The 24,354-nt window shown below is 69.7% G+C and carries 18 protein-coding genes and 1 pseudogene; 9 read left to right on the top strand and 10 right to left on the bottom strand.

The window, feature by feature from the left end; genetic code table 11:
* Positions 1-25: 25 nt before the first annotated feature.
* Positions 26-2,575: a protein phosphatase 2C domain-containing protein gene (locus ACI2L1_RS18965; protein WP_404740471.1), complete on the bottom strand. Its 2,550-nt coding sequence runs from the start codon at positions 2,573-2,575 to the stop codon at positions 26-28.
* Positions 2,576-2,917: 342 nt separating this feature from the next.
* Here ACI2L1_RS18965 and ACI2L1_RS18960 point away from each other — a divergent pair, with 342 nt between their 5' ends.
* Positions 2,918-3,400, top strand: coding sequence for a DUF456 domain-containing protein (locus ACI2L1_RS18960; protein ID WP_404740470.1), 483 nt, complete (start codon positions 2,918-2,920; stop codon positions 3,398-3,400).
* A gap of 77 nt (positions 3,401-3,477) precedes the next feature.
* Positions 3,478-3,849 carry a PPOX class F420-dependent oxidoreductase gene (locus ACI2L1_RS18955; RefSeq protein ID WP_404740469.1) on the top strand — a complete coding sequence of 124 codons (372 nt, stop codon included), beginning with the start codon at positions 3,478-3,480 and terminating at the stop codon, positions 3,847-3,849.
* Here ACI2L1_RS18955 and ACI2L1_RS18950 read toward each other — a convergent pair.
* The 5 genes from ACI2L1_RS18950 to ACI2L1_RS18930 form a co-directional block, all read right to left on the bottom strand.
* Positions 3,846-4,328 carry a methylated-DNA--[protein]-cysteine S-methyltransferase gene (locus ACI2L1_RS18950; protein WP_404740468.1) on the bottom strand — a complete coding sequence of 161 codons (483 nt, stop codon included), beginning with the start codon at positions 4,326-4,328 and terminating at the stop codon, positions 3,846-3,848. The two genes, ACI2L1_RS18955 and ACI2L1_RS18950, sit on opposite strands and share 4 nt — an antisense overlap.
* Positions 4,325-5,716 (bottom strand): DNA-3-methyladenine glycosylase 2 family protein, encoded by a 1,392-nt coding sequence (locus ACI2L1_RS18945; protein ID WP_404740528.1) that lies wholly within the window; start codon positions 5,714-5,716, stop codon positions 4,325-4,327. The genes ACI2L1_RS18950 and ACI2L1_RS18945 overlap by 4 nt, the downstream gene beginning before the upstream one ends.
* A gap of 165 nt (positions 5,717-5,881) precedes the next feature.
* Entirely contained in the window at positions 5,882-6,973 is a 1,092-nt protein-coding gene (rsgA, locus tag ACI2L1_RS18940; RefSeq protein WP_404740467.1) for a ribosome small subunit-dependent GTPase A, read from the bottom strand.
* Positions 6,974-7,250: 277 nt separating this feature from the next.
* Positions 7,251-8,810, bottom strand: a complete 1,560-nt coding sequence (locus ACI2L1_RS18935; RefSeq protein WP_404740466.1) for a hypothetical protein — start codon at positions 8,808-8,810, stop codon at positions 7,251-7,253.
* A gap of 215 nt (positions 8,811-9,025) precedes the next feature.
* Positions 9,026-10,354 carry a glycoside hydrolase family 125 protein gene (locus tag ACI2L1_RS18930; protein WP_404740465.1) on the bottom strand — a complete coding sequence of 443 codons (1,329 nt, stop codon included), beginning with the start codon at positions 10,352-10,354 and terminating at the stop codon, positions 9,026-9,028.
* 326 nt (positions 10,355-10,680) lie between these two features.
* Here ACI2L1_RS18930 and ACI2L1_RS18925 point away from each other — a divergent pair, with 326 nt between their 5' ends.
* The 4 genes from ACI2L1_RS18925 to ACI2L1_RS18910 all read left to right on the top strand — a co-directional run bounded on the left by ACI2L1_RS18925 (position 10,681) and on the right by ACI2L1_RS18910 (position 14,914).
* The gene (locus ACI2L1_RS18925; RefSeq protein WP_404740464.1) at positions 10,681-11,544 is read left to right on the top strand and encodes a carbohydrate ABC transporter permease; all 864 of its coding nucleotides are present in this window, start codon (positions 10,681-10,683) and stop codon (positions 11,542-11,544) included.
* Positions 11,528-12,439, top strand: coding sequence for a carbohydrate ABC transporter permease (locus ACI2L1_RS18920; protein ID WP_404740463.1), 912 nt, complete (start codon positions 11,528-11,530; stop codon positions 12,437-12,439). Before ACI2L1_RS18925 ends, ACI2L1_RS18920 begins: the two co-directional genes overlap by 17 nt.
* A 54-nt stretch (positions 12,440-12,493) precedes the next feature.
* Positions 12,494-13,789 carry an ABC transporter substrate-binding protein gene (locus ACI2L1_RS18915; RefSeq protein ID WP_404740462.1) on the top strand — a complete coding sequence of 432 codons (1,296 nt, stop codon included), beginning with the start codon at positions 12,494-12,496 and terminating at the stop codon, positions 13,787-13,789.
* A 93-nt stretch (positions 13,790-13,882) separates the two neighbouring features.
* Positions 13,883-14,914: a LacI family DNA-binding transcriptional regulator gene (locus ACI2L1_RS18910; RefSeq protein ID WP_404740461.1), complete on the top strand. Its 1,032-nt coding sequence runs from the start codon at positions 13,883-13,885 to the stop codon at positions 14,912-14,914.
* Between the two features lie 145 nt (positions 14,915-15,059).
* On the opposite strand, the gene ACI2L1_RS18905 is transcribed toward ACI2L1_RS18910, so the two are convergent.
* Positions 15,060-16,229 (bottom strand): glycoside hydrolase family 76 protein, encoded by a 1,170-nt coding sequence (locus tag ACI2L1_RS18905; protein ID WP_404740460.1) that lies wholly within the window; start codon positions 16,227-16,229, stop codon positions 15,060-15,062.
* 205 nt (positions 16,230-16,434) lie between these two features.
* On the opposite strand from ACI2L1_RS18905, the gene ACI2L1_RS18900 reads away from it, so the two are divergent.
* The 3 genes from ACI2L1_RS18900 to ACI2L1_RS18890 all read left to right on the top strand — a co-directional run bounded on the left by ACI2L1_RS18900 (position 16,435) and on the right by ACI2L1_RS18890 (position 20,599).
* Positions 16,435-18,048: a glycoside hydrolase family 27 protein gene (locus tag ACI2L1_RS18900; protein WP_404740459.1), complete on the top strand. Its 1,614-nt coding sequence runs from the start codon at positions 16,435-16,437 to the stop codon at positions 18,046-18,048.
* Positions 18,049-18,081: 33 nt separating this feature from the next.
* On the top strand, positions 18,082-19,542 hold the full coding sequence (locus ACI2L1_RS18895) for a glycoside hydrolase family 76 protein (protein WP_404740458.1): 1,461 nt from the start codon (positions 18,082-18,084) through the stop codon (positions 19,540-19,542).
* Between the two features lie 262 nt (positions 19,543-19,804).
* Entirely contained in the window at positions 19,805-20,599 is a 795-nt protein-coding gene (locus ACI2L1_RS18890) for a hypothetical protein (protein WP_404740457.1), read from the top strand.
* 281 nt (positions 20,600-20,880) lie between these two features.
* Here ACI2L1_RS18890 and ACI2L1_RS18885 read toward each other — a convergent pair whose 3' ends face one another.
* From ACI2L1_RS18885 to ACI2L1_RS18875, 3 genes and pseudogenes are all read right to left on the bottom strand, one after another.
* Positions 20,881-21,792 (bottom strand): helix-turn-helix domain-containing protein, encoded by a 912-nt coding sequence (locus tag ACI2L1_RS18885; RefSeq protein ID WP_404740456.1) that lies wholly within the window; start codon positions 21,790-21,792, stop codon positions 20,881-20,883.
* Between the two features lie 346 nt (positions 21,793-22,138).
* The gene (locus tag ACI2L1_RS18880) at positions 22,139-23,611 is read right to left on the bottom strand and encodes an ATP-binding protein (RefSeq protein ID WP_404740455.1); all 1,473 of its coding nucleotides are present in this window, start codon (positions 23,609-23,611) and stop codon (positions 22,139-22,141) included.
* Between the two features lie 407 nt (positions 23,612-24,018).
* Positions 24,019-24,304: pseudogene (locus ACI2L1_RS18875) on the bottom strand (GTPase RsgA); the annotation flags it as partial.
* Between the last annotated feature and the right edge of the window lie 50 nt (positions 24,305-24,354).

Genomic DNA, 24,354 nt, shown 5'->3' with positions numbered 1-24,354 from the left:
GTCCATCAATCCACAATGGCCGCCATCACGCCTCCCAAACCGCCGCGGCCGTACGGTCGTCCGCGTACCCCTTGGCCCTGACCTGGCTGTCGGCGAGGAACGCGGCGAGGCCGGGCGGAGGTCCTGACCACCGCCCGGTGAGGTACTCGCACAGTTCGGGTTCGCCGCGCAGGGGCTCGGCGAGGCCGCCGGTGCACATCAGGAGGGTGTCGCCCGGGCGGGCGACGGAGGCGCGGAAGCGGAAGGGTTCGCGGGACGGCTGCGGGGCGGGTTCGTAGGGGCTCGGGGGTGTCGGGATGCCGAGGTCCATGGTCAGGCGGTCGCCCTCGGGGGTCTCGGCGGGGAGTGAGCCGAAGCCGACGACCGGTTCGCCGGTGACGTCGGTGATCATGGGTTCGATGTCGTGCCACTCGCCGTCGCGGAGCCGGAAGAGACCGCCCGCTCCGACGCCGAAGAAGACCCGGATCCGGCAGTCGGGGTCTGCGGGCAGGAGCAGACAGCGCAGGGTGGCGGCGTACTCCTCCGGGTCGATGCCCTGCTCGGCGGCGCTGGCCCGCAGCTTGCCGAGACTGCGGTCGGTGAGCCGGTGCAGGCCGGACTTCAGATCACCGCGGCGGGCCGCGCCGATGTCCTGCGCGAGCCGGGCGTGACTGCGTCCGACAGCCCGCCCGATCCAGTGACAGGCCTCTGCGGCGGCCCGGTGGGCGCCGGGGGTGGCGCGGGCGCCGGTGGCCATGGCGACCAGGACCAACGCCTGCTCGCCGGTGCCGAAACGGGCCGTGAGCAGGGAGTCCCTGCGGGGCTCACCCCGGAACCTGGCCGAGTCCCCGCGCACGGAGACGGCCCGCAGGGTGCAGGTTCCGTACCGGGCTCCGTCCAGCACGGTGTCCGCGACCAGGTCGTCGAGTTCATCGGGGTCGGCGGGCGGGAGGACGGTGGGTTCGGCGTCGTAGGTGGGCGGACCGGATCCCACGAAGCCGACGGGGGCGGGAGGGAGCGTACGGAGGTCTACATGGGTGGCGGTGCGGGGTGCGGGCGGCGATGGGGCGGGGTGGGGGTCGGGATCCGGGTCTGCCGCGGCTTCGGCGCCGTCGCGGTGCCGGGGGGAGGCGTCCGCGGTCGGGGCTCCGTGGCGGGGGTGGCGGGGGGTTCCTTCGCTGCGCTGCCCGGGGACGGGGTCGGTCGGGGCTACCTGGCGAGGGGCGTCTTCCCTGGGCTGCCCGGAGGCGGAGTCGGTCGGGCCTGCCTGGCCGAGGCCGTCGTCCCCGTACTGCCCGGAAGCGGGCTGGCCGGTCGGGTCCGCCTGGCCAAGGCCGCCGTCGCGGTCCCGCGGGGTGGCGGGGCCGGTCGGGCCTGCCTGGCCGGGACCGTCGTCCCGGTACTGCCCGGAAGCGGGCCGGCCGGTCGGGTCCGCCTGGCCGAGACCGCCGTCGCGGTCCCGCGGGGTGGCGGGATCGGTCGGGCCCGCCTGACCGGGACCGCCGTCCCGGTACTGCCCGGAAGCGGGCCGCCCGGTCAGGCCCGCCTGGCCGAGACCGCCGTCGCCGTCCTGCGGGGTGGCAGGGTCGGTCGGGCCTGCCTGGCCGGGACCGTCGTCCCGGTACTGCCCGGAAGCGGGCCGGCCGGTCGGGTCCGCCTGGCCGAGGCCGCCGTCGCGGTCCCGCGGGGTGGCAGGGTCGGTCGGGCCTGCCTGACCGGGACCGTCGTCCCGGTACTGCCCGGAAGCAGGCCGCCCGGTCGGGCCCGCCTGGCCGAGGCCGCCGTCGTGGTCCTGCTGGGTGGCGGGGTCGGTGGGTCCTGACTGGTGGGAGCCGGTGTCCCGGCCGCGGTCGGGGGGCTCTGCGGTCGGGTTGGGCTGTGTGGAGCCTGGGCCGGTGCGGGCTGCTGCGGTGGGGGGACTCTGGGCGGGGTCTGTCTCGGAGTCGGACGGGGCGGCGGCCCACCAGTCCTCTACGGCACGGCGTGTGCCGGAGTCGGTGCCGTCCCCCGCGGTGACCGCGATGGCATCGGGCGGGTCCGCGGGGCGCGGCGGGACGGACGGAGCCGGGGGCGCCGCAGATGGCGGGGGCGGCACGTCGGATCGCCTCCGGGAGGCCGGAAGGCCCGTGGCGGGAGGTGTCTCCGTGGACGTGGGACTGCCGGACGGCGGCACCTGGCGGTCATCGGGGATGCGCTCGGCGAAGCCGGGGGGCTTGGGGCCGGGCGGGTAGGTCGCCGGGCCCTCGGATGCGTCGGGCGGCGGCTCCCAGGGGGCGCGGTGCCGACTCGCACTCCCGCGGGCCGGGTCCTGGGCACTCGGCCCAGCCCCATCCTGGGGGCCCGACCGGGCCGGGGCCTCCGGTGTCTCCGGGAGGCGCGAGCGCGGTGCGGGGACTGCGGTGCCGGGCCTGCGGTCCCGCTCGTCCGCGGTGCCTGCGTCGGGTCCGGACCCGTCCCGCACCGCCCCCGCCGCCGAGGCGTAGCGGTCGTCCAGTGAGTCCGGGGCCGGTGTGGGACCCGTGTCGTCCGTGGAGTCGTACAGCTGCCCCCACCAGTCGTCCTCGTGACCGGTGGGCCTTCCCCCCTGCTGGCTCATGCCCCCAATTGTCCACCGCGCGGGCCGTATGGAAACGGGGCATCCCGAAAATGGGGGCGCGACCCCGCGCGTCGAGCGGCGTGTCGAGCGGCGTGTCGAGTGAGCTGCCGAACAGATGATGCGAAAGAGGTCGCCGGACGGTTCCACCCCCCACGGGAGAACCGCCCGGCGACCTCGGTGTGACCTGGCCGGGCCGCGGTCTGGGACGCAGACGTGCCGTCGGCACCGACCGGATCGGCCCTGAGTCTGACCTGCCTTCCTGTCGTGGAGCTGTGATCCGGGGCCGACCCGAGCGAACATCGCTGACCTGCGCTTCCTGCCGCCTTCCGGCACCCTGGACGAATGGGAGTGTGGGACCTCCTGCTGGTCGGCCTGGTCCTGCTGTTCGGCCTGGTCGGAGTGCTGGTGCCCGGAGTGCCGGGGTCGTGGCTCGTGTGGGCCGCGGTCCTGTGGTGGGCGCTGAAGGATCCGCAGCCGGTCGCCTGGTGGGTGCTGGTGGGGTCGACCGTCGCCCTGTTCCTGTCCCAGGTGGTGCGCTGGGTGCTGCCGCCCCGCCGGCTGCGGGCGAGCGGGGCCACCCCGCGCATGTGGGCGTACGCCGGGGTGGGGGCGTTCGTCGGTTTCTTCCTGGTTCCCGTGCTCGGCGCGATCCCCGGCTTCATGGGCGGCGTCTACCTCTCGGAGCGGCTCCGCCTGGGCCGTCACGGCGAGGCGAGGGCGGCCTTGCGTACGGCGATGCGCTCGGGCGGCTCCAGTGTGCTGGCGGAGCTGTTCACCTGTCTGCTGATCATGGGGGCGTGGCTGGGGGCGGTGCTGTGGGGCTGACGTAGGACCGCGGCCCTAGTGAGACCTAGGCCGACGATCCGATGTGCGGGAGGCGCGGGCGTGTTTGGGTGGCTGCCATGACCGAATTCAGCGAGGCCGAGCGCGCGTACCTCAGGTCCCAGCGGCTGGGACGACTCGCCACCGTCGACCAGCACGGGCAGCCGCAGGCGAACCCGGTCGGCTTCTTCCCGCAGGACGACGGCACCATCCTGGTCGGCGGCCACGCGATGGGCCGGACCAAGAAGTGGCGCAACCTCCGGAAGAACCCGAAGGTCGCGCTGGTCGTCGACGACATCGTCAGCCTGCGGCCGTGGCGGGTGCGCGGTATCGACATCCGCGGGGACGCGGAACTCCTCACCGGTCCGCACGAGTTGGGCGCGCATTTCAGTGAGGAGGTCATCCGCATCCATCCGCGGCGGATCCACAGCTGGGGGCTGGAGGACTCCTAGAGGGCGCCTTCCAGGGAGAGCAGCGTGGTCTTGCGCTCCAGGCCGCCCGCGTATCCGGTCAGGGTGCCGTTGGCGCCGATCACCCGGTGGCACGGGCGGAGGATCAGCAGCGGGTTGGCGCCGATCGCCCCGCCGACGGCCCGTACGGCCATCCGGGAGGCGCCCACGCGCGCGGCGATCTCGCCGTACGTCGTGGTCGCCCCGTACGGCACGTCGTCGAGGGCGTCCCAGACCCGGCGCCGGAAGTCGGTCCCCTCGGGGCTCAACTCCAGCTGGAACTCCTTGAGTTCGCCCGAGAAGTAGGCGGCGAGCTGCTCCTCGGCGCCCCGGAAGGGGCCGGGGTCGTGGCGCCAAGCCTCCTGAACGGTACGGCCGTTCTTCTGTCCCGGCACGGAGAGCGAGGTCAGGACGCCGGAGGGACCGGCGGTCAGCAGGAGGGCGCCGACAGGGCTGTCGATCGTGGTCCAGTAGGTGGTCATCGGAACTCCAACTCTCCTGCTGCACGCAGGTGTTGCCAGGCATAGGAGCGCCAGGGGCGCCAGCTCTCGGGGACGTCCGGTCCCGGCGGGGCGACGTCCGGGTCGCCGAGGGCGCGGGTGCGGATGACGGCGACGGTACGACCGTCCAGACCGGGCAGGGCGAGCAGCGCACGCTCCGCCTCGTCCCGGTCGGCGCCGGGGTCCAGTCGTACGGTGCCGTCGGCGAGGGCGGTGGTGAGCGCCGCCAACGGCCCGGACGACTCGGCCTCCGCGAGAACATGCGGGTCGGGGAAGAGATGGGTGAGGCTTCCGCAAGGAGCGTCCAGGGTCTTGCCGTATCGCCGCACGAGCCGTTCGGATTCGCTACGGCCCACCAGTGCCCGTACGGCGAACTCCTCGGGGTCGACTGTGCCGGGCGACCGGAGTCCGGGGCGGGCGGCGACCAGCCGGGCGAGCCGTGGGTCCGCGCCGAGCCGCTCGTCGACGGCGTACGGATCGGCGTCGAGGTCGAACAGGCGCCGCAGTCGTCCGACGGCGGTGGTCAGGTCGCGGGGGTCGGTGAGGTGCAGCTGGGCGTCGAGCCAGCCGCCGGGGTTGGCGCCGGAGGCGGTTCCGGTCGTGCCGGTGCGTTCGCGTACGGCGATGATGCCGGTGCCGTGCGGGAGGCGGAGGGTACGGCGGTAGGTGCGCCGCCCGGGTGCCCCGCTCACCTCCTCGACGCCGGATACGGCCTCGCTCTCCAGCAGGTCGAAGACGGCGGCGGACCGGTACGGGCCGCGGTGGGCGAGCCGTAGCGGAATGCCCGCCGTGGGGGTGGCGGCCTGACGTGTGGTGCGTGCGGCGACGCGCAGGTCGCTCGGCGTCAAGGCGTAGATCTCCCGGACCGTGTCGTTGAACTGCCGCACGCTGGCGAAGCCCGACGCGAACGCGATCTCCGTGACCGGCAGGCCGGTGGTCTGGAGCAGCACGCGCGCGGTGTGGGCCCGCTGGGCGCGGGCCAGGGCGACGGGTCCCGCGCCGAGCTCCCCGGTGAGCTGGCGCTGGACCTGTCGTGCGCTGTAGCCGAGGCGGCCGGCGAGTCCGGAGACGCCCTCCCGGTCGACGACCCCGTCGCCGATCAGGCGCATCGCCCGGCCCACGACGTCCGCCCGTACGTTCCAGTCCGCGGAACCGGGCACCGCGTCCGGACGGCACCGCCGGCAGGCCCGGAAACCCGAGCCCTGCGCGGCGGCGGCCGTCGCGTAGAAGCGGACGTTGCGGCGCTTCGGGGTCACCGCGGGGCAGCTGGGCCGGCAGTAGATCCCGGTCGTCTCGACAGCGAAGAAGAACTCCCCGTCGAACCGGGCGTCCCGGCTGCGTACGGCTTCGTACCTGGTGTCTTCGTCCATCACGCCATCCAGTCTCCGCCGTGCGCGGGGGTGGCGCTGGCGGAAATCGGACATGGCGGTGGGAGGAGGTGTGCTGCAGGTGGGTACAGCCAGGCAGACCGTGCCTGCACCCACCCAGGGGCGCGGGGAACTGCGCGACCAGCCCCCACCCAGCCGCAGCCGAACTCAGTACCTGCGCCCCCGCTTCGCCTCCATCGCCGCCTTCCCTGCCGCGCCCCTCTTCTTCCACTCCTTCCGCATCTCGGAACGGAGCCGCGCATCGGTCTTCGCCACGATCCGCTGGTTCTCCCGGATCAGCTTCCGGTAGCTCTCCAGCCGCCGCTCCCCCAGCTCGCCGGAGGCAATCGCGGCCAGCACCGCGCACCCCGGCTCGCTCTCGTGCGCGCAGTCCTGGAAGCGGCACCGCTCGGCCAGCTGCTCGATCTCCGAGAACACCTGCCCGACACCGGTCCCGGCGTCCCACAGCCCGACACCCCTGAGGCCGGGCGTGTCGATCAGCACACCTCCGCCCGGCAGGGCGAGGAGGTTGCGGGTGGTGGTCGTATGACGTCCCTTCCCGTCCACGTCACGGGTGGCGTGCACGGTCATCACGTCCTCGCCGACGAGCGCGTTCGCCAGTGTCGACTTCCCCGCGCCGGACTGGCCGAGCAGCACGGACGTACCGCCGGAGAGGACCGCGACAAGGACGTCGAGCCCCTCCCCGTCCAGCGCGCTGACGGTCAGCACGGGCACACCCGGCGCCGCCGTCTCCACGTCCTGCACGAGATGCGCGAGTGTCGCCGCGTCCGGCACCAGATCGGTCTTGGTGAGCACGACCACCGGCTGCGCGCCGGACTCCCAGGCCAGCGCCAGGAAGCGTTCGATGCGGCCGAGGTCGAGGTCGACGGCGAGCGACACGGCGACGATCGCGTGGTCGACGTTGGCGGCGAGGATCTGCCCCTCGGACCGCTTGGAGGAGGTGGAGCGAACGAAGGCGGTACGGCGCGGCAGATACGTCCGTACGTAGCGTGGATTGCCGCCGGGTTCGACGGCGACCCAGTCGCCGGTGCACACGACGCGCATCGGGTCGTGCGGGGTGACGAACGCGGTGTCGGCCCGTACCACCCCGTCGTCGGTGATCACGTCGCACTGGCCGCGGTCGACGCGGATCACCCGCCCGGGCAGCAGACCTTCGGTGTCGTACGGGGCGAACTCGTCCGCCCATGCCTCGTCCCAGCCGTAGGGAGCGAGCGCGGAGAAAGCAGAACTGGAAGTCAAGGGAAACCCTTCACAAGGGCGGCCCGGCACGCGCGATCGAGCGCGGAGAAATGTGGAAGGTCAGCCGGTGGCCGCAGAGGTGGACTTGATGCACTTCTGGTTGCGGGCAGCGCCCATCGCAAAGACAGCCATCGGTCACACCTCCCGTTGTCCACTCGGCCGGCGGCAGCGGCCGGCAGCCGCTGCGTGAAGCGGATCCAACCCTAGAGGCGCGCACACTCGGGCACCACTGATTTTCCGGCCGGGGCACAGCGCCGAGGGCCATCACACCCTGAACTCACACATCCAGGGGCGTCGCACCCCAGGGCTCGGCCCAGTCGTAGACGAGCGTCTCGGCACCGGCCCGCCAGCGACGAGGAGCGGTGGTGGACAGCCAGTCCAGCGGTTCGACACCACCGGGTGTCCCGCCGTCCAGCGCGAGCCTGACGGCCGCGGCGAGATCCTCGTCCGTACGGTCCGTGCGGGCGGCGGGGTCCACCGACACGAACAGGGCCGTACCGGAGCGCGCCACCAGGTCCAGGAACTGCCGGTTGAGGTTCCAGTCCGTGCCCGGTGTGCAGGGCACGCAGTCCGCGTCGACGGTGAAGAACCTGTTGTGCTGGGCCAGTCGGAAGGCGAGCGTGTTCACGCCCATCCGCCGGGTCCGTTCCCAACTGCGGCCCGAGGTGTCGTCACCGGACCGCTGGACCCGCACCAGGCCCGCGGACAGATGCCCGACCGTGTTGCAGCCGAGCACCACGGTGTCCCCGGCGGCCTCGGCGATCGTGCGGTACAGGCGGACCAGGATCTCGGCGCTGGTGCGGGACCGGTCGGCCAACGACCAGCCCGGCGAGGCGAGTTCGGCGGGGCAGCCGGTGGCGAACCGGCCGAACACGTCGTACGTCGAGAAGTCGTGCTTGATCAGTTCGTACCCCCACTGGCGGAACCGGGTCACGTCCCCTGCGACCGTTTCGAGCGCCACGTCCAGCGACGGGTCGAGGGGGAAGCCGGCGTCCCGCAGCAGGCCGGGCCGGACGGCGGGAGTCTCGGTCCGGGAGAGCAGCGGACGGAACCACAGGCCGGGGCGGGCGCCGGTCTCCGTGATCCGGGCGGCCAGGCCCGCCATGTCGTCGAACACGCCCGGCAGTCCGGTGTTCCAGGGGCCGCCGGGCGCGGTTCCGCCGCCCTCGGTCCAGCCGTCGTCGATCACGCAGTACGGGCGCACGGGATGCCCGTCGGCGAACTCCACGACAGTCCGCGCGTCCCGCAGCACGGCGTCGGGACCGAAGCCGCGCCCGTAGGCGTAGTACCAGTTGTTGCTGCCCACGACAGGGCCGGGGGCGGGCAGCGGGTCCGGGTTCATGGCGGTGCAGAGCGCTTCGTGCGCGGCGAACGGGGTCGGGGCCGCGGCGGTCACCACCGTGGCCACGTCCAGTTCGCGCTCGCCCGGCAGCACCGGCAGGCCGCCGCTGCGCACATCCGCCCAGAGGGCGATGCCGCCCTCCTCGACCGTCCAGGAGCACAGGGCACCGGCTCTGGTCCGCACCCCCCAGCCGGTCGTCGGTCCCCCGGACGCACCGCTGGTGATCAGGGCGTACCAGGGCAGCGCGCGGTCCGGTTGCAGCGTCCGCCACTGAAGATCGCCGTAGCCGCGCTCCCAGGCGTCCCCCAGGATCCGTGCGTCCTCGGGTGCGGTGTGCCGCCAGCGCAGCACGATCCGCGACAGGCCCTCGGCGCCCGCGCGGGCGCCCACCCGCAGACCGTCGGCCGTCCACTCGGCGGTGATCCGGACGCCGCGTACCGTCCAGCTGCCTTCGGTGACCTGGACCGCCGTATGCGGCCGGGTGTCGTCGGTCATGACGTGGACGGAGTCGGGCAGGCACAGCACAGTGGGCTCCTCGGGCGGGACGACGACGGTTCGGGCGCGGCGATGTCGCGGTGTGCTGGTCGTGAACGGGCCATGCGGCAACGGGAGTTCGCCGGCCCGGGCGCGTTCGTCCGAGCTGACGCGCGGCACCGCCGTACCGACAGCGGGCCTCTCCTGCCGGCGTAGGTCAGGCCTGCCGGCGTAGGTCAGGCCTGCGGGGCGGGCAAAGTTCGTGGGTGCACGGGAAACAGCTGCCGGACGCCGTCCCCGCTCAGGTCGAGGGCGAGTTCGCAGAACATCGCGTTGGCCCACCCGAACCAGTCCCGGGTGAACCGGCCGGGGGCGTCGACATGGAAGCTCTCGTGCATCAGACCGGTACCGGCAGTGGTGGCCGCCAGTCTCTCCAGGGCACGTGCCGCCTCGTCCGCGTCACCGGTCAGGCCGGCGGTGGCGATCGCCAGCGGCCAGACATGACCGTCCGGCGTGTGCGTACTGCCGATCCCGGACGCGTAACCACCGCTGAAATACGAGGGGTTCGACTCGGACAGCGCGAAACGCCGGGTGGCCCGGTAGAGCGGGTCCTCGGGTGCGCACCAGCCGCTCAGGGGCAGGCTCAGCAGACTCGGGAGGTTGGCGTCGTCGCAGAGCAGCGCCGCCCCGAGGCCGTCGACCTCGTAGGCGAGGACGGATTCGCCGTCGGCCTCGGCCACCGCGTGCGCCAGGATTCCGGCGTCGATCTCGTCGGCCAACCGCCGGGACTCCTGGGCGAGTTCGGTGTCCTTGAGGACCGCGGCGGCCAGTTCGGCCAGCCCGTGCAGGCTCGCTGAGGCCAGCGCGTTGGCCGGGACCAGGTATCCGTGGGCGCACGGATCGTCGCTCGGCCGGAAGCCAGACCACGTCATGCCGGTCCGCCCGACGCTGGATCCGCGGCCGTCGAGGGGAAGAGTGTCACCGGCGAAGGGCCCGGACGGCCGGACGAACCGGTAGGGCGACTGCGCGTGGGACTGCTCCACCCGCCACAGCCGTACGATCAGCCGGGCGGCTCGGTGGAACGCCTCGTCGAGGTGGTCCTCACGGCCGGTCGCCCGCCGGATGGCGTACGCCAGCTGCAACGGTGCGCAGAGGGAGTCGAGTTCGTACTTGCGCTCCCACACCCATGCGCCCGGCGTGGGCCGATCACCGGGCTCGCCGTGCGCCCCCGTGGGGCCGTCGTTGAAGGCGTTGGCGTACGGGTCCACGAGGACGCAGCGGATCTGGCGGCGCGAGACGCCGACCAGGACGTCGCCGACCTCCGGGTCCGTGGCCACGGCGAGGTAGGGGCGGACCTGGGCCGTGCTGTCCCGCAGCCACATCGCGGGGATGTCCCCGGTTTTGACGAAGACGTCCGGGACCTCGGCCGGCGAAGTGCCCCAACTCATCGATGTGGTCCATGTGTTGGTCAGGCAACCCTCGACGATGTCTGCCGCCGGATTGCCCCGCAGTTCGGTGGCCAGCCGTCGGCCGAGCGTCCTCAGCGAGTCCGGAACCGCCCACACTGTTCCGGATGTTGATCCGGGAAACGTTACCATCGCGCCTCTTGACTCCCTCATGTGACGTGCGCCACCGTGTGATCAACAGGGAATGGAAACGTTACCTTGAGGGAGCTGGAGACCACCAGACGGCCGGGCCGCCTGGTCTGGGTCATCGCCAACTCCTCGGAGGGAGAAGGTGAGCGCGGGTGACAGCCACTCCGCACCAAGAGACGCGAACCACCGCACCGCCTGCGGACCGGCCGCCCGGCCGGGGGCGCCCGGGGCGCCTCGGAGGGCCATGGCGACGGCGACGCAAGCGCTCCTCGGACACCCTGGCCGCGTACGTGTTCATGGCACCGGCAGTCATCGGCTTCGCGGCGTTCGTCGTCTATCCGCTCATCCGGTCCGCCCATTACGCGCTGACCAGCTACAACGGCCTGTCTGACCCGAAGTTCATCGGCCTCGACAACTTCCGCAGGATGTTCACCACCGACCCGTCCTTCTGGCCCTCTGTGCGCGCCACGCTGCTGCTGGTCGTCCTGTACGTGCCGTTGTCCCTGGCCATCGGGCTGGCTCTGGCGGTGTTCTGCAATCAGCGGTTGCGGGGTGTCCGTCTGCTGCGCACGTTGTGCTATCTGCCGGTCGTGCTGCCCGTGGTGGCCACGATCACGCTCTGGAAGTTCGTGTTCAACCCCCAAGTCGGCCTGGCCAACCAGGTGTTGACGTGGTTTCACCTGCCCACCAGTGAGTGGCTGTCCGGTGCGGACTCGGCGCTGCCCTCGATCGTGATCGTCATGCTGTGGAGCGTCGGCTCCACAATGATCATCTTCCTCGCGGCGCTCCAGGCGGTCCCCACCGAGCTCTACGAGGCGGCCAGGCTCGACGGCGCCGGCCCCCGCACGGTGTTCTTCCGGATCACCCTCCCGCTGATCAGCCCGATCATGGTGCTCCAGGTGGTCCTGCAGATGGTGACCGCCCTCCAGGCCTTCAACCAGCCGAAGATCCTCTCGCCGGACGGCCTGGGCGGTCCCGGGTTCAGCACCAGGACCATGATGCTGTCGATCTACGCCAACGGCTTCCCCAAACTCGGGCAGGTCTCCCAGCTCGGTTACGCCTCCGCGCAGGTGTGGGTGCTCTTCCTCGCCATCGTCGTCGTGATCGCCGCCACCGCCCGCTTCTCGTCGATTTGGACCTACAGTGACCACGTCTCCTGACGTCACGAGGGCGCCGGTGACGGCGCCGACGACAGCCCAGGCAGCCAAGCCGCGCGGCAGGACCGTACGCAAGGCGTCCTGGTACGCCACCGCGCTGCTGATCAGCTCGGTGATGATCCTGCCCATCCTGTGGATGCTCACCGTCGCGCTGAAGGGCCCCTCGGCGGTGTTCGAGGTCCCGCCAAGACTGCTTCCCCACGAGTTCCACTTCAAGAACTTCGTCGACGGGCCGAAGGCGATCCACTTCCCGCGGCTGCTGCTGAACTCCCTCGTCATCACCGGCCTGTCGGTGGTCGGCGGCGTGATGACCTCGATGATGGCCGGATACGCCCTGGCCCGGCTGCGGTTCCCGTTCCGGAAGGCGTGGTTCTACGTCTTCGTCGGCAGCATGCTGCTGCCCCCTGTGGTCGGCATCATCCCGCTGTTCCAGCTGTTCAAGGACATCGGCTGGTACGACACCTGGCTGCCGCTGATCGTCCCGGCCTTCCTGGGCGGCAACCCGCTCTTCATCTTCCTTGCCCGTCAGTACTTCCTGTCCATCCCTCACTCCATAGACGAGGCGGCCAAGGTCGACGGTGCGGGCCACGTCCGGATCTTCGTCAGCGTCATGCTCCCGATCACCCGGCCGGCCTGGATAACGATGTCGATCCTGGCCTTCCAGATGTCCTGGAACGACTACCTCAACCCGCTCATCTACCTGTACTCGTCCGAGAAGTGGCCGCTGAGTGTGGGCATGGCCTCCTTCGTCTCCCAGTTCGCCGGCCAGACCCCGGACTGGAACCTCTACATGGCCACCAACCTGCTCTACATGCTCCCCCCGCTGGCCGTGTTCTTCGTCGCCCAGCGCTACTTCATCCAGGGCCTGAGCGCTCTGGGCACCGTCAACCAGCGTTGATCCGCATCCGACCCGCACATGAGCCATGCACCAGCCAGGTATCAGGAGGCCATGATGAAACGATTGATCCGTCTCGCCGGAGCACTACTGGCGGCGGGGGGACTGCTCACCACGGCGGCCTGCGGCGGCTCCTCCGGAAAGCAGTCGGACGGCAAGGCAACGGTCACCCTCATGACCTGGGAGTCCAACGCCACCAACAAAGCCATCGACAAGGCCCTGGCCGGCTTCCACGACCCGAACATCACGGTCAAGCGCATCGACACACCCAACGGCAACTACAGCGACAAGCTCTCGGCGCTGACCCAGGCCAAGAAACTGCCCGACCTGTTCTGGTGCGGCAACGACACCGAGCAGCAGTACACCAGCCAGGGCCTGCTCACCGACTGGGCCCCCAGACTCTCCGGCTCCGGTGACTTCGGCGCCGACAGTTTCGTCTCCTCCACCATGAAGAACTGGAAGACCGCCGACGGAAAGATCGGCGGCGTTCCCTCGCTGATGAACACCTACGGCATCTGGTACGACATCGACGCCTTCAAGGCCGCCGGGATAGCCGTGCCCGCCGCCGGCTGGACCTGGGACCAGATGTTCGACGCCGCCGCCAAGCTGCACGCGAAGGGCGCCAAGTACGGCCTGGTCGCCGACGCCATGACCTCTCTGGACGGCCCCTTCACCCTCAGCACGTACTCCCTGTCCGCCGGTGGCGCGCCGTTCGCCGACTCCGTCCACCAGCCGACGAAGACCACCATCGACGCGACGTACACCGAGGGCGTCGGCAAGGTCGTGGCAGGTATCAAGAGCGGCGCCATCGCACCGCCCGGATACGACATCAGCAACCAGCAGGCCCTGTTCGCCTCAGGGCAGATCCCCATGCTGTGGAGCGGCCAGTGGCTGGCCGCGGGCTTCCTCACCGACAAGCCGAAGATCAAGTACGGGTTCGCTCCCCTTCCCCAGGTGAACAAGCCGGCCACCCTCTACGACGCCGTGGGCATCTGCACCCCGTCGTACACCCAGAACGCGGACGCCACCTTCAAGGTCCTCAAGTACCTCGACTCCACCGTGTGGACCAAGGTGCTGCCCGACTCACCGGTGGCGGCCCCGGCCTATCTCTCGGCTCAGGACGCCTACTTCGGCGCCCTCGACAAGGCCGGTCTGACGACCGTCGCGTCCACTGTCAAGACGGGACTGAACACTCCGTCCACCATCGGCGTGCGCTTCACCACCCAGTGGGCCAGCCAGTCGAACGACCTGATCACCGCCTACTGGCCGGACATCCTCAACGGCAAGAAGCCGCTCTCCGACCTCCAGACGATGACCGACAAGATCAACGACGTGATCAAGAACAACGGTTAGCCACCCGGGCCGGGCAACGGGCCGGGGCTGGAAACGTATCCTGAGGGCGGTCCCGGCCCCCGGTAGGCGATGGAAGGTTGGTCTTCAACTCACGTGAGCAGTCGTCCCCCGCACCGCCAGAACGCCAGGCCCACGATGCGCGATGTCGCGGAGCGGGCCCAGGTCGCCGTCGTCACCGTCTCCCGCGTCGTCAACGGCATCGGAACGGTCCGTGAGGAAACGGCCGAGCGTGTGAACGCGGCGATCGCGGCCATCGGCTACCAGCGCAACGAGATCGCGCGCTCGCTGCGCCCCGGACAGAACTCGATGACCATCGGGCTGCTCCTCGGCGACCTCACCAACCCGTTCTACGCGTCCCTCGCCAAGGCCGCCGTCGAGGTCGCGGGCCGGGCCGGTTACGCGGTCCTCCTCAGCACGGCCGACGAGGACCCGGCGGTCGAACGCCGTGCCGTGGGCGAGCTCATCGGACGACGTGTCGCCGGGCTCATCATCGTCCCCGACCAGGGCGATCACGCCTTCCTCGACGAGATCAACGGCCACGACCACGTGCCCATCGTCTTCGTCGACCGGCCGGCCACCGGCACCGAGGCCGACGTGGTCCTCGTCGACAACGAGGACGGGGGACGCAAGGCCACTCAGCACCTCGTCGACCAGGGCCACCGCCGGATCGCCATCCTCGTCGCCCCCTCCTACTACACCACCGGCCGACGGCTGCGCGGCTACCGCAAGGCTCTGCGCCGCAGTGGCATCACCCCCGACGACGACCTGGTCGTCACCCTGCGCCGCGGCACCACGGAAGAGGCCTGCGCCGCCACCCGCGCCCTGCTCACCTCCGCGGACCCGCCCACCGCGGTCTTCTCCACCACGGGCTTCCTCACCGAGGGTGTCCTACGGGCCTGTCGTGAGCTGGGAACCTCCGTCGCGATCGTCGGCTTCGACGACTTCAAGCTGGCCGACATGCTCCCCACGCCGGTCACCGTCGTCACCTCCGACACCGAGGAACTCGGCCGCCGCGCCGCCCGGATCCTGCTGGACCGCATCGACGGCGACGACGCGCCCTCCAGCCGCACTGTGCTCCCGGTCCAGCTGATCGCGCGCGGCACGGGAGAGATCGCGCACCCGTAGGGCCTGTCCGGCGGATCATGCCGGCGTCGCGGGGTCGTGCACGCCCTCCCCCCAGAGGGGGTGCACCCAGCCCCCATGACCCCGCTCGACTCGGCCCCCCAGCACGGTTTCTTGCAGTCGGCCTGATCCGCCGGACAGACCCTGGTCAGTAGAGCGTCCGCCACTTGGCGCGGGGCCAAGCGAGTACGGCGTAGATCTGCGCGAGTGCCGCCTGCTGGATCGCCTGTGTGCCGCCGGCCGAGTCGAAGTGCACGAGTCCGGTGGCGGGGTCGCGCATGGTGTCCCAGACCTGGTCGGCGTAGTCCGCCATCGCCCGGTGGTAGGTGTCCTTCCCGGTCACCGACTCCAGGAGCAGCAGGTTCTTGAAGAAGATCGAGTTGAAGAACACGGGCTGTGTGAACAGCCGCCCCTGCGTGACGTAGTAGTCGTACGCGGCCTCGGCGATCCGCTCGGCCCGGCGCAGATGGGTACGGTCGCGGGTGATCTCGTACAGCAGCACGGCGACGCCGACCGGCACGCCCTGGTTGTAGGACCAGAAGGTCTTCTCGATGGTCCCCTGCAGGTCGAGGTGGTCCCAGTACAGGCCGCTCGGGCTCTGGAGATGCGTGTTCGTCCAGTCGTGGAAGCGTCTCGCCCAGTCGAGATAGTCTGCCTCGCCGGTGATCTGGTGCAGCCGCAGGGCGAGTTGGGCACCCGGCATGTTGGAGACGGTGTTGCGGTCGTGGCTCCAGTCGGCCTGGGTCCAGAAGACCCCGCCCGGGGCCGCATGCCCGGTGTCGGTGTCCCAGCCGGACCTGACCAGGGCGAAGATCTCCTTCGCGCGGGCCAGGGCGGCGGCGTCCCCGGTCTGCAGATGGCGCTGGATCTTGGCCAGGCCGACCCATTCGTTGTCGTCGTAGAACATGTCGCCGCCCGAGCCGTACGGCGCGACGGGGTAGGAGGCGTAGCCGGGCAGCCCGGTGGTCCCTCCGCCGGCGTTCCAGAAGTGCTCCTGCGCCGCTGCCCGTCGGGCCAGCTCCGGCTCGAACGCCGGGTCCACGGCGGTGAGATCGAGGGCCGCGATGTGCACCTGCGAGAAGGGCCATTCGTACGAGTACGGCTTGTCGTCGGCTGCGGCCGGAGTCTGCTCGCGGACCAGCCCGGAGCCGTCGTTGGTGTCGAAGTGTCTCTTCAGCGCGGAGTACGCGGCCACGGCGCGCGACAACGCCCGGGAGGGGGTCGGGCGTTGGGCTGCGGCCGCCGGGGCGGTGGCCGTTGCTGTGAGCGCGGCAAGGGCGGAGCCGACCATCACTCGCCGGGAGGGATGAAGGGGCATGGCGGGGCCTCCTAGGGTGGATTATGGAAACGTTCCCATCGACTCATGAGGTCGTCAACGCCTCTCACAGCAGCAGTAATTCAGCTCCACGACGAAGTAGTCCAGACCATTGACGGCTGGACCCGACTGGTGGGATCTTCTCGATGGTTACGTTTCCAATGGTGAGTTCGTCCGTTCCCCGCACGGCGAAGCAGGAGACATCGAGATGACCGTCCCTTCCCCCGTCAAGAGACCCCTGAGCGCCGCCCTCACGATGGTGCTGCTGCTGGTCCTCGCCCCCGCCCTGCTGGTGCTTCGCGCCGCCCCGCCCGCACAGGCCCTCGACAACGGCCTGGCCAGGACGCCCCCGATGGGCTGGAACGACTGGAACGCCTTCGGCTGCAGCGTCACGGAGCAACTGGTCAAGCAGACCGCCGACTACCTCGTCTCCTCGGGTCTCAAGGACGCGGGATACCAGTACGTCAACATCGACGACTGCTGGATGACCTCGGCCCGCAACTCCGCCGGTCAACTGGTGCCGGACCCGGTCAAGTTCCCCAGCGGCATCAGCGGCACCGCCGCCTATGTGCACTCCAAGGGCCTCAAGCTAGGCATCTACGAGAGCGCAGGCACCGCCACCTGCCAGGGCTACCCCGGCAGCCTCGGCCACGAGCAGACGGACGCCAACAGCTTCGCCTCCTGGGGCGTGGACTACCTGAAGTACGACAACTGCAACCACCAGAACGTGCCCGACCAGCAGCGCTACACCGCGATGCGCGACGCCCTCGCCAACACCGGCCGCCCGATCGTCTACAGCCTCTGCAACTGGGGCCTCGCCGACGTGTGGACCTGGGGTGCGGGCGTCGGCAACAGCTGGCGCACCACCGACGACATCAACGTCAACTTCTCCACGGTGGTCTCGATCTACAAGGCCAACGTCAAGCTCGCCCCGTACGCCAAGCCCGGTGCCTGGAACGACCCGGACATGCTGGAGGTCGGCAACGGCATGTCGTTCACCGAGGACCGCTCCCACTTCAGCCTGTGGGCCGAGATGGCAGCGCCGCTGATCGCCGGGAACGACATGCGCAGCGCCTCGGCGGCCACCCTCTCGCTGTACGGCAACAAGGACGTCATCGCCGTCGACCAGGACTCCCTGGGCAAGCAGGGCACCGAGGTGTCCTCCTCCGGTGGCCTCCACGTCCTGACCAAACCGCTGGCGAACGGTGACGTGTCGGTGGTGCTCTTCAACGAGAACTCCTCCGCCGCCACCATCACCACCTCGGCCTCCGCGGTGGGTCTCCCGGCCGCCTCGTCGTACCGGCTGAACAACCTCTGGTCCCACCAGATCAGCAGCACCAACGGCAGCATCGCGGCCAGTGTCCCGGGGCACGGCTCGGTCATGTACCGGGTGTCCGTCGGCAGCGGCACCAGCGTCGGTACGACGCACCCGCTGATCGGAGCCTCCTCCAACCGCTGCCTCGACGCCTACGACGGCCGGACCACCCCCGGCACCAAGATCGAGATCTGGGACTGCGGCGGCGGCTCCAACCAGGCCGTCACTCTCACCGCGGCCGGTGAACTCCGGCTCTACGGCGGCACCCAGTGCCTGGACGCCTACGACAACCAGACCACTCCCGGCACCAAGGTGCAGCTCTACACCTGCAACGGCGGCGCCAACCAGAAGTGGAGCCTCAACCCCAACGGCACCATCACCGGCACCCAGTCCGGGCTGTGCCTCGACGTCACCGGAGGCGACAAGCCCGCCGGGAACGCCAACGGCACCCAGATCGAACTGTGGACCTGCAACGGCGGCGCCAACCAGCAGTGGCGCCTGGGCTGACCTCCCGCATCCCCCCACCTCCACGGAGCCGGCATGACACCGACGACAGAGCGCGTTCGCAGAACCGGAGCCGGTCTGATCGCGGCCCTCGCCCTCCTCGTCCCGGCCTGCGGCGGCACTGCGGTCGCCGCCGCCCGGGCGAGCGTGTGCAACCGGTACTGCGACGCCCGTGACCCGGCGCTGTCCCCGCAGGACCGGCAACCGGTGACCACCACCCTCTACTCCCGCACCATCGCGCTGCACTTCGACGACACCGACGCGATGGGCTGGGCCTCGATCACCAACGGGAGCCCGGGCGACGAGGTCTGGCTCGACCGGTCCTTCGACGGCGGCCGCACCTGGACCTCGGGCAGCAAGCTCGGCGACACCACCATCCCCTCGGGACAGAGCGGTTGGCGCACCCTGATGTACAACGTCGACGACTGGAACAACCTTGGCGTCGGCGCCCTGCGCGCCTGCGGCAAGGCGGGTGACCGCACCGAGATCGCCTGCACGCCCTGGGCCCGCACGACCTGGAACGCCGGCAGCCGCCCGACCGCGGCGGCCACCGCGCTGATGCAGTCGTACAACCTCGGCACCGGCCTGTTCGACACCACCGGCTGGTGGAACTCGGCCAACGCGCTGACCGCCCTCATCGACAACATCCGGGCCACCGGAATGGCCAGTTACAAGTACGCCATCGCCACCACCTACGACCGCAACATCTCCGCCCAGGGCGGCGACTTCACCAACGACTACATCGACGACACGGGCTGGTGGGGTCTGGCCTGGGTGGCCGCGTACGACCTGACCGGCGACAGCAGGTATCTGAACACCGCCCGCGCCGACGCCGACTACATGGCGCGGTACTGGGATTCCACCTGCGGCGGTGGTGTGTGGTGGAGCACCGCCAAGACGTACAAGAACGCCATCGCCAACTCCCTCTACCTGGAGCTGAACGCCGCCCTGCACAACCGCATCGCCGGTGACACGACCTATCTGGGCCGGGCCGCCGCCGAGTGGTCGTGGTTCAAGGGCACGGGCATGATCAACGGCTCTCATCTGGTCAACGACGGCATCGACCTGTCCACCTGCGGCAACAACGGCGCCACCACCTGGTCGTACAACCAGGGCGTCCTCCTCGGCGGCCTCGCGGAGCTCCACCGGGCGACCGGGGACGCGGCCCTGCTCACCGCTGGCCGCCAGATCGGGGACGCCTCGACCACGGCGGCGGCCCTCAACTCCGGCGGAATCCTGCGGGAGCCGTGCGAGCCGAGCGACTGCGACGGCGACAACCTCTCCTTCAAGGGCGCGTACATCCGGGGCCTGAACGCCTTCAACTCCCGCTTGCCCGACCGCCCTTACACCTCGTACATCAAACGACAGGCCGACACCGCCTACGCGAACGACCGCAACGCCCTCGACGCGTACGGGCTCCACTGGGCCGGACCACTGGACTCCCTCGACGCTGCCCGGCAACAGAGCGCGCTCGACCTGATGAACGCGGCGAACTGACACACACCGTCACTTCACCGTTCCGCTCTCCCAGGAGTCCGCTGCGTTATGCAACAGTGTCTCACCGTTCGAACTGGACATGACGAGAGCCAGGAATCACTCGATGCGCCCGAGGTCGAGTTCGACCGCAAGCGACTACACATGACGACGTGATCGATGTTAGTGGCACGCCGGCCCCTTCCCGCCCACGGAGATCCGGCACATCGTGAGTGAGCTGGTCGCCACCGGGTTCCTCAAGGGCACACCGAACGGATCGGACGAGTTGCCGAGCGGGCTCGCCCTGACGGACCTCGGAAGCCTCGCGGTCCGGAGCGGCCTCGGCCTCGATTCCGTCGAGGCGGTGACGGAGGCCTTGGCAGCCGTCCCCGCGGACAGTATCAACTGTGCCACGCTGATCTGCGCTGCCCATCTGACCACGGAGTTGGATGACGTCCGGTTCAACCGAATCGGTCGAGCGCCGTACCAGGAACGCGCCCGCCTCACCAAGAGGCTGCGAGAGTGCGGGACTGCCGAACCCGTGCTCTCCAGGCTCATGGGCACGCCGTCGAAGAGTGGCATCGGCACAGGCCGCGCCCGGCAGAGCCTCGCCTGCCTGATGTGGGCGGAGGGAGTCAAGCTCGGGAACATCGAACGCGCGATCAGCGATCAGCAGACGCTCACGAGGCGAGAGTCTCCCGGCCCGGTCCAGCACGCGGCGCAACGGACGGCCGACGTGCTGGCAACGGTCGTCGAGATCGCCTTCCATGTCCACCCGACCGCCGACCTCGGCATCCTGCCTGATGTTCTGCCTGCCCAACTCGAACTGGGCATCGTCGCAGGTCTGGTACCCATCGCCTGGCACGCGGAGATCCCGCTCCTCAGGCCCGTCTACCTCAACCTTGCCCGGGCGGGGCTGACCTCGCCCGCGGACATCCTCACAGCCGATCCTGCATTGCTGCTCGACTGTGTCGGCGGTCGTCCCGAGCAACGGCACGTGGTGTGGAAGGCCGCGATGGCCGCGCAGGAAGAAGCCGATGAGGGGGGTCTTCGGGATCGGTTCCCGTCTGACGGCAACTGACCTCTTGTAGGCCGCGGGCCAGGAGCCATGAAGAGACCTGGCCCGTCGCTGGGACCAGGGGCACGAGCTCTGATCACGGCCCGCCGAAACGTCGACGCCGGCCACCGCCGCCTCCGCCAGGCGCTGAAGTACCGCGTCCACGCGCCGCCGGGCGGTACGCGCGTCACGGTCGAGCAGTGCTGCGATACGCACCAGCCGTTGCCCGAACCGCTCGGCACCAGAACCGTCCAGGGCGAGGGCTCGCCTGCCGAGCGGGACCATCTCCGCGGGCAGTGTGCCGATCAGCTCCAGCAAACACGCTCTGAGCTTGGCGCGCTGCGGAATCGAGCGGCAGCGATACGCACCGCCAGCAGCAGCCGACCACAGTGCTCGACCACCGCGCGGACGACTTGGTCTGCGGCGTGCGCCGCTCGGTCCCCTCCGACCGTACGGAACAGCACATCGGCCTCTGCACCAATCAGGACTCCGACGGACAGGTGTACCGCGTCATCAAGAGCGCTCAGGCGTCTCCGGCTGGCGACGAGGAATCTGCACCCGGGCTCAGCCGAAAGCAACGGAGCGATGTCCGCCATGCTAGGGACATTGTCGAGGACGAGCAGCAGACGCTTTCCACTGAGTTGACTTCGCCAAAGATTAGCCATCGCGTCCGGACGGGATGGTATGCGGTCCTTGGGTACTCCGAGCAACCTAAGCAACGAGTCAAGGATATCTCGTGCGCCACCGGGTGATTCTTCTCCGAAGTCGAAAAAGAAGCATCCATCGGGGAAGGAATCCGCTGCGTTCCAAGCTCCTCGGAGGACCAAGGCGGTCTTGCCCACTCCCGCCATACCACTAACCGCGCACACGGTGCTTCCACAGTCGTCTGTGAGGCAGTTGACGATGCGAGCCAGCAGTTCGGAGCGCCCGACAAAATGAGAGGGCGAGCTGGGAAGTCCGACCAGGGCGCTCATCTTGCTGCGCCTCGTTCCCCTTGGACCTTCACCACTGACGAGCGCCACCAGTTCACCATTTGCTGCCAAGACCTCGTCGCAGACCTTGGCGAACTCGCGGGACGGCATCGCCTGCCCCGTCTCCATCTTGCTGAGATGACTCTTGCTGCAGGAGATCATCCTGGAGTAGGCAGTCAGGCTGAACCCACGCTCGCCACGCCTCCTTCGCAGTTCGCTGCCGAAATCACAAGGAATCTCTTTCACAACTCCTAGCGCCTCCTCAGTTTCTTCGCGGCACAGTCCGCCCCACCGATAACGCCAAGGACGCCCGGCTGAACCAACATGCCCACCCTCACAGGATCGCCCCAGTGCAGGGAAGCAGCATCTCCCAAACAGGGTCGGAATGTTAGGCATTTCCTGTTTCCAACGAGAATTGGAAACAGGAAACCAGGCTGTCCCATGTCACCCGCGCTGCGCGCGAACGACTGGTGGACCCGGGTCATAGAGGGTGGTCGCGCCGGGAGTGACCGGACCGAAATGACGCCGTCCGCGCACAATGGGCCGCAGGCGATGTCCTGACCTGGCCATCTTGGTGTCCTCGGGGCACGGGTCATCCCATGCCGTAGAGGGTCTCCAGGTCGATCAGTTGGACACGAGGGTCCATTTGCGCGGCCGCGTATGCCTTGTCGTTGAAGTCCGCGCCGCTGAGACACATAAGCCGAGTACTGGTGGTGTCGTAGCGTCCAGCTTGGGTGATGAGATCGCGGATGTGGCGAAGGCGCTCGACATGAGCGATGCCCATCGTGTCGTTCCATTTGGCCTCGCCAATGGCCAGAAGCGGTGGCTTGGAGCCGTCGGCGATACCGATGACCGCCACATCCACTTCATGTCCGACGCGAGCCTTGGGATCGTGCACCACGCCGCGTCCGACCCGGGCGGGCAGACCGCCGATCAGTTCCGGGTCGGCGTGGTGCAGCGCCCAGTCGCGGCAGACCTGTTCAAAATGAGGGCCGAGGACGTTGCTGGTGAAGCGGCGGCGGCTGGCCTGCCAGACCCGGGCTGCGCTGCCGGGGCGTTCCAACTGATCCCAGACCGGTCGCATGATGGCGTGATAGAAGCCGATCAGCGGTTCAGCAATGCGGTAGGTGGGGCGGTTGTCGCGGAAGACGTCGGCATCCCGGTGCAGCAAGCCAGCGTCTTCAAGGACGTTGATGGGGTGCGCAATGTCGGTGGCCTTGCGTTCCAGGTACCCGGCCATACCTCCACGGGTGGCATTGCCGTCGGCGACTGCGGCCAGCACGGAGAGGTACAGGGCAGTGTCTCGCAGGTCGGGTTCTTCCGCGAGTAGATAACGGGCCTCGCGGAACAGCGGAGTCTCCGGGTTGAGGACAGTGCGGACGACCCAGTCGTCGAAGTCGCCGGCGCCGTTCGGAGTGTCACCGCGGGCGAATTCTCGTCGATACGCGGGTGTACCACCGACGATCGCGTTGACCTGCAGGGCTAGGCGTGGGTCTGTGATGTTCCAGAACTCGGCCGCCAGGCGGTGGTCGAGAGGGCGGACAACCAACTCCAGCCCTGCACGGCCACGCAGAGGTGCGTTGCCGGCCAGCAGCCTGCCCATGAACGACAGCGCCGAGCCACAAAGCAGCAGCCGGGTGCGGGAGCCGCTGCGCTGGTCGCGCAGAGTCCGCAGAGCTTCTTGGATGATCGAGGGAAGCTCCGGGTTCGCCTTGGCAAGGTACGGGAACTCGTCGATCACTACAGGCACAGGCCGCTCGGTGCCCAGCGCGAGGAGCGCGTCCACGGCCTCGGCCCAGTCGGCGAAGTGGTACGGACTGGCAGGTCGCACATGCGCGGTAAGCGCAGCACTGACACGCCGCAGGGACTCCGCATCGGCGGCCTCGGTCGCCCCAAAGTAGAACCCTCCCGCGGCACGGCAGGCCGCGTCGAGCAAGAAGGTCTTACCCTGTCTGCGCCGGCCGGAGACCACACCCAGCGTCGCTCCAGGCTGTTCATCTTCGATGAACCGTGTCAGTGCCGACCACTCGTAGTCGCGGTCGAACATCTCGACGGGCTTGTCCATACCCCTCCGATCCCAAGAAGCAGAACCACCGAACTATAAACTGTACCCCTATATCTAAGATGATCACGTGACGATGGCTGGTGAGTCCGGCGGGACCGACCCCGCAGGTTTGCCCAGCGCTTGCCGCCAACTGGGAGCGTCGCGGTCCGGGAGGCGGGTTAGCTTCTCAAGGTTGAGCACGTCCGCCGTCACACCTTCCGCCCAGGACCAAGGCCTGGATCAAGATCGCCGGAGCTCGACAGCACCCGCGGACTGCGCAGCGTGCCAGGTTAAGCGGGTCAAGGAAGGCGAGATGGGCCAAGCGGCACCGTGGGGCTGGCCGCGTAGAAAGGCTCCGCAGCTCCAGGGATTGACAGCCAGGATGCACGTCCCGGAGCCCGCCCTGCCTCCACCCACCGCTGCGCAGTCGCCCCGCTCTCCCAGGCGAGGGCGAGGACCGCTCAAGGCGGCCGAGGTCGGGGTTGCGGCTGGCGACACGGCGACGATCGCGGGGTCCCCGTTGACCGCGAGAGTCTGTCCCTCGGACCACTTGGAGGAGGTGGAGCGTACGAAGGCGGTGTCGGCCCGCACCATCCCGTCGGTGGTGACGAGGTCGCACTGTCCACGGTCCACCCGGACGACTCGTCCGGCAGGAGCCCCTCGGGCTCGTAGGGGGCCGGACGCGTCCGCCCATGCCTCGCCCCAGCACCTCACTCGTCGGCCACGGCAGCCGAGCCGCCGCCGTGAGAAGCGGTCCTCACCGT

The organism is Streptomyces sp. NPDC019531 (genome assembly GCF_044903305.1).
Classification (GTDB): Bacteria; Actinomycetota; Actinomycetes; order Streptomycetales; family Streptomycetaceae; genus Streptomyces.
Note: the sequence above shows the minus strand (reverse complement) of the source record. Positions and strands in the feature narration are given on the sequence as shown.

Coding starts and splice junctions, on each gene's coding strand:
- ACI2L1_RS18965 (WP_404740471.1), bottom strand. CDS start 2,575: ATGAGCCAGCAGGGGGGAAGGCCCACCGGTCACGAGGACGACTGGTGG.
- ACI2L1_RS18945 (WP_404740528.1), bottom strand. CDS start 5,716: ATGGACGAAGACACCAGGTACGAAGCCGTACGCAGCCGGGACGCCCGG.
- ACI2L1_RS18895 (WP_404740458.1), top strand. CDS start 18,082: ATGACACCGACGACAGAGCGCGTTCGCAGAACCGGAGCCGGTCTGATC.
- ACI2L1_RS18950 (WP_404740468.1), bottom strand. CDS start 4,328: ATGACCACCTACTGGACCACGATCGACAGCCCTGTCGGCGCCCTCCTG.
- ACI2L1_RS18925 (WP_404740464.1), top strand. CDS start 10,681: ATGGCACCGGCAGTCATCGGCTTCGCGGCGTTCGTCGTCTATCCGCTC.
- ACI2L1_RS18935 (WP_404740466.1), bottom strand. CDS start 8,810: ATGACCGACGACACCCGGCCGCATACGGCGGTCCAGGTCACCGAAGGC.
- ACI2L1_RS18960 (WP_404740470.1), top strand. CDS start 2,918: ATGGGAGTGTGGGACCTCCTGCTGGTCGGCCTGGTCCTGCTGTTCGGC.
- ACI2L1_RS18955 (WP_404740469.1), top strand. CDS start 3,478: ATGACCGAATTCAGCGAGGCCGAGCGCGCGTACCTCAGGTCCCAGCGG.
- ACI2L1_RS18880 (WP_404740455.1), bottom strand. CDS start 23,611: ATGGACAAGCCCGTCGAGATGTTCGACCGCGACTACGAGTGGTCGGCA.
- ACI2L1_RS18915 (WP_404740462.1), top strand. CDS start 12,494: ATGAAACGATTGATCCGTCTCGCCGGAGCACTACTGGCGGCGGGGGGA.
- ACI2L1_RS18900 (WP_404740459.1), top strand. CDS start 16,435: ATGACCGTCCCTTCCCCCGTCAAGAGACCCCTGAGCGCCGCCCTCACG.
- ACI2L1_RS18905 (WP_404740460.1), bottom strand. CDS start 16,229: ATGCCCCTTCATCCCTCCCGGCGAGTGATGGTCGGCTCCGCCCTTGCC.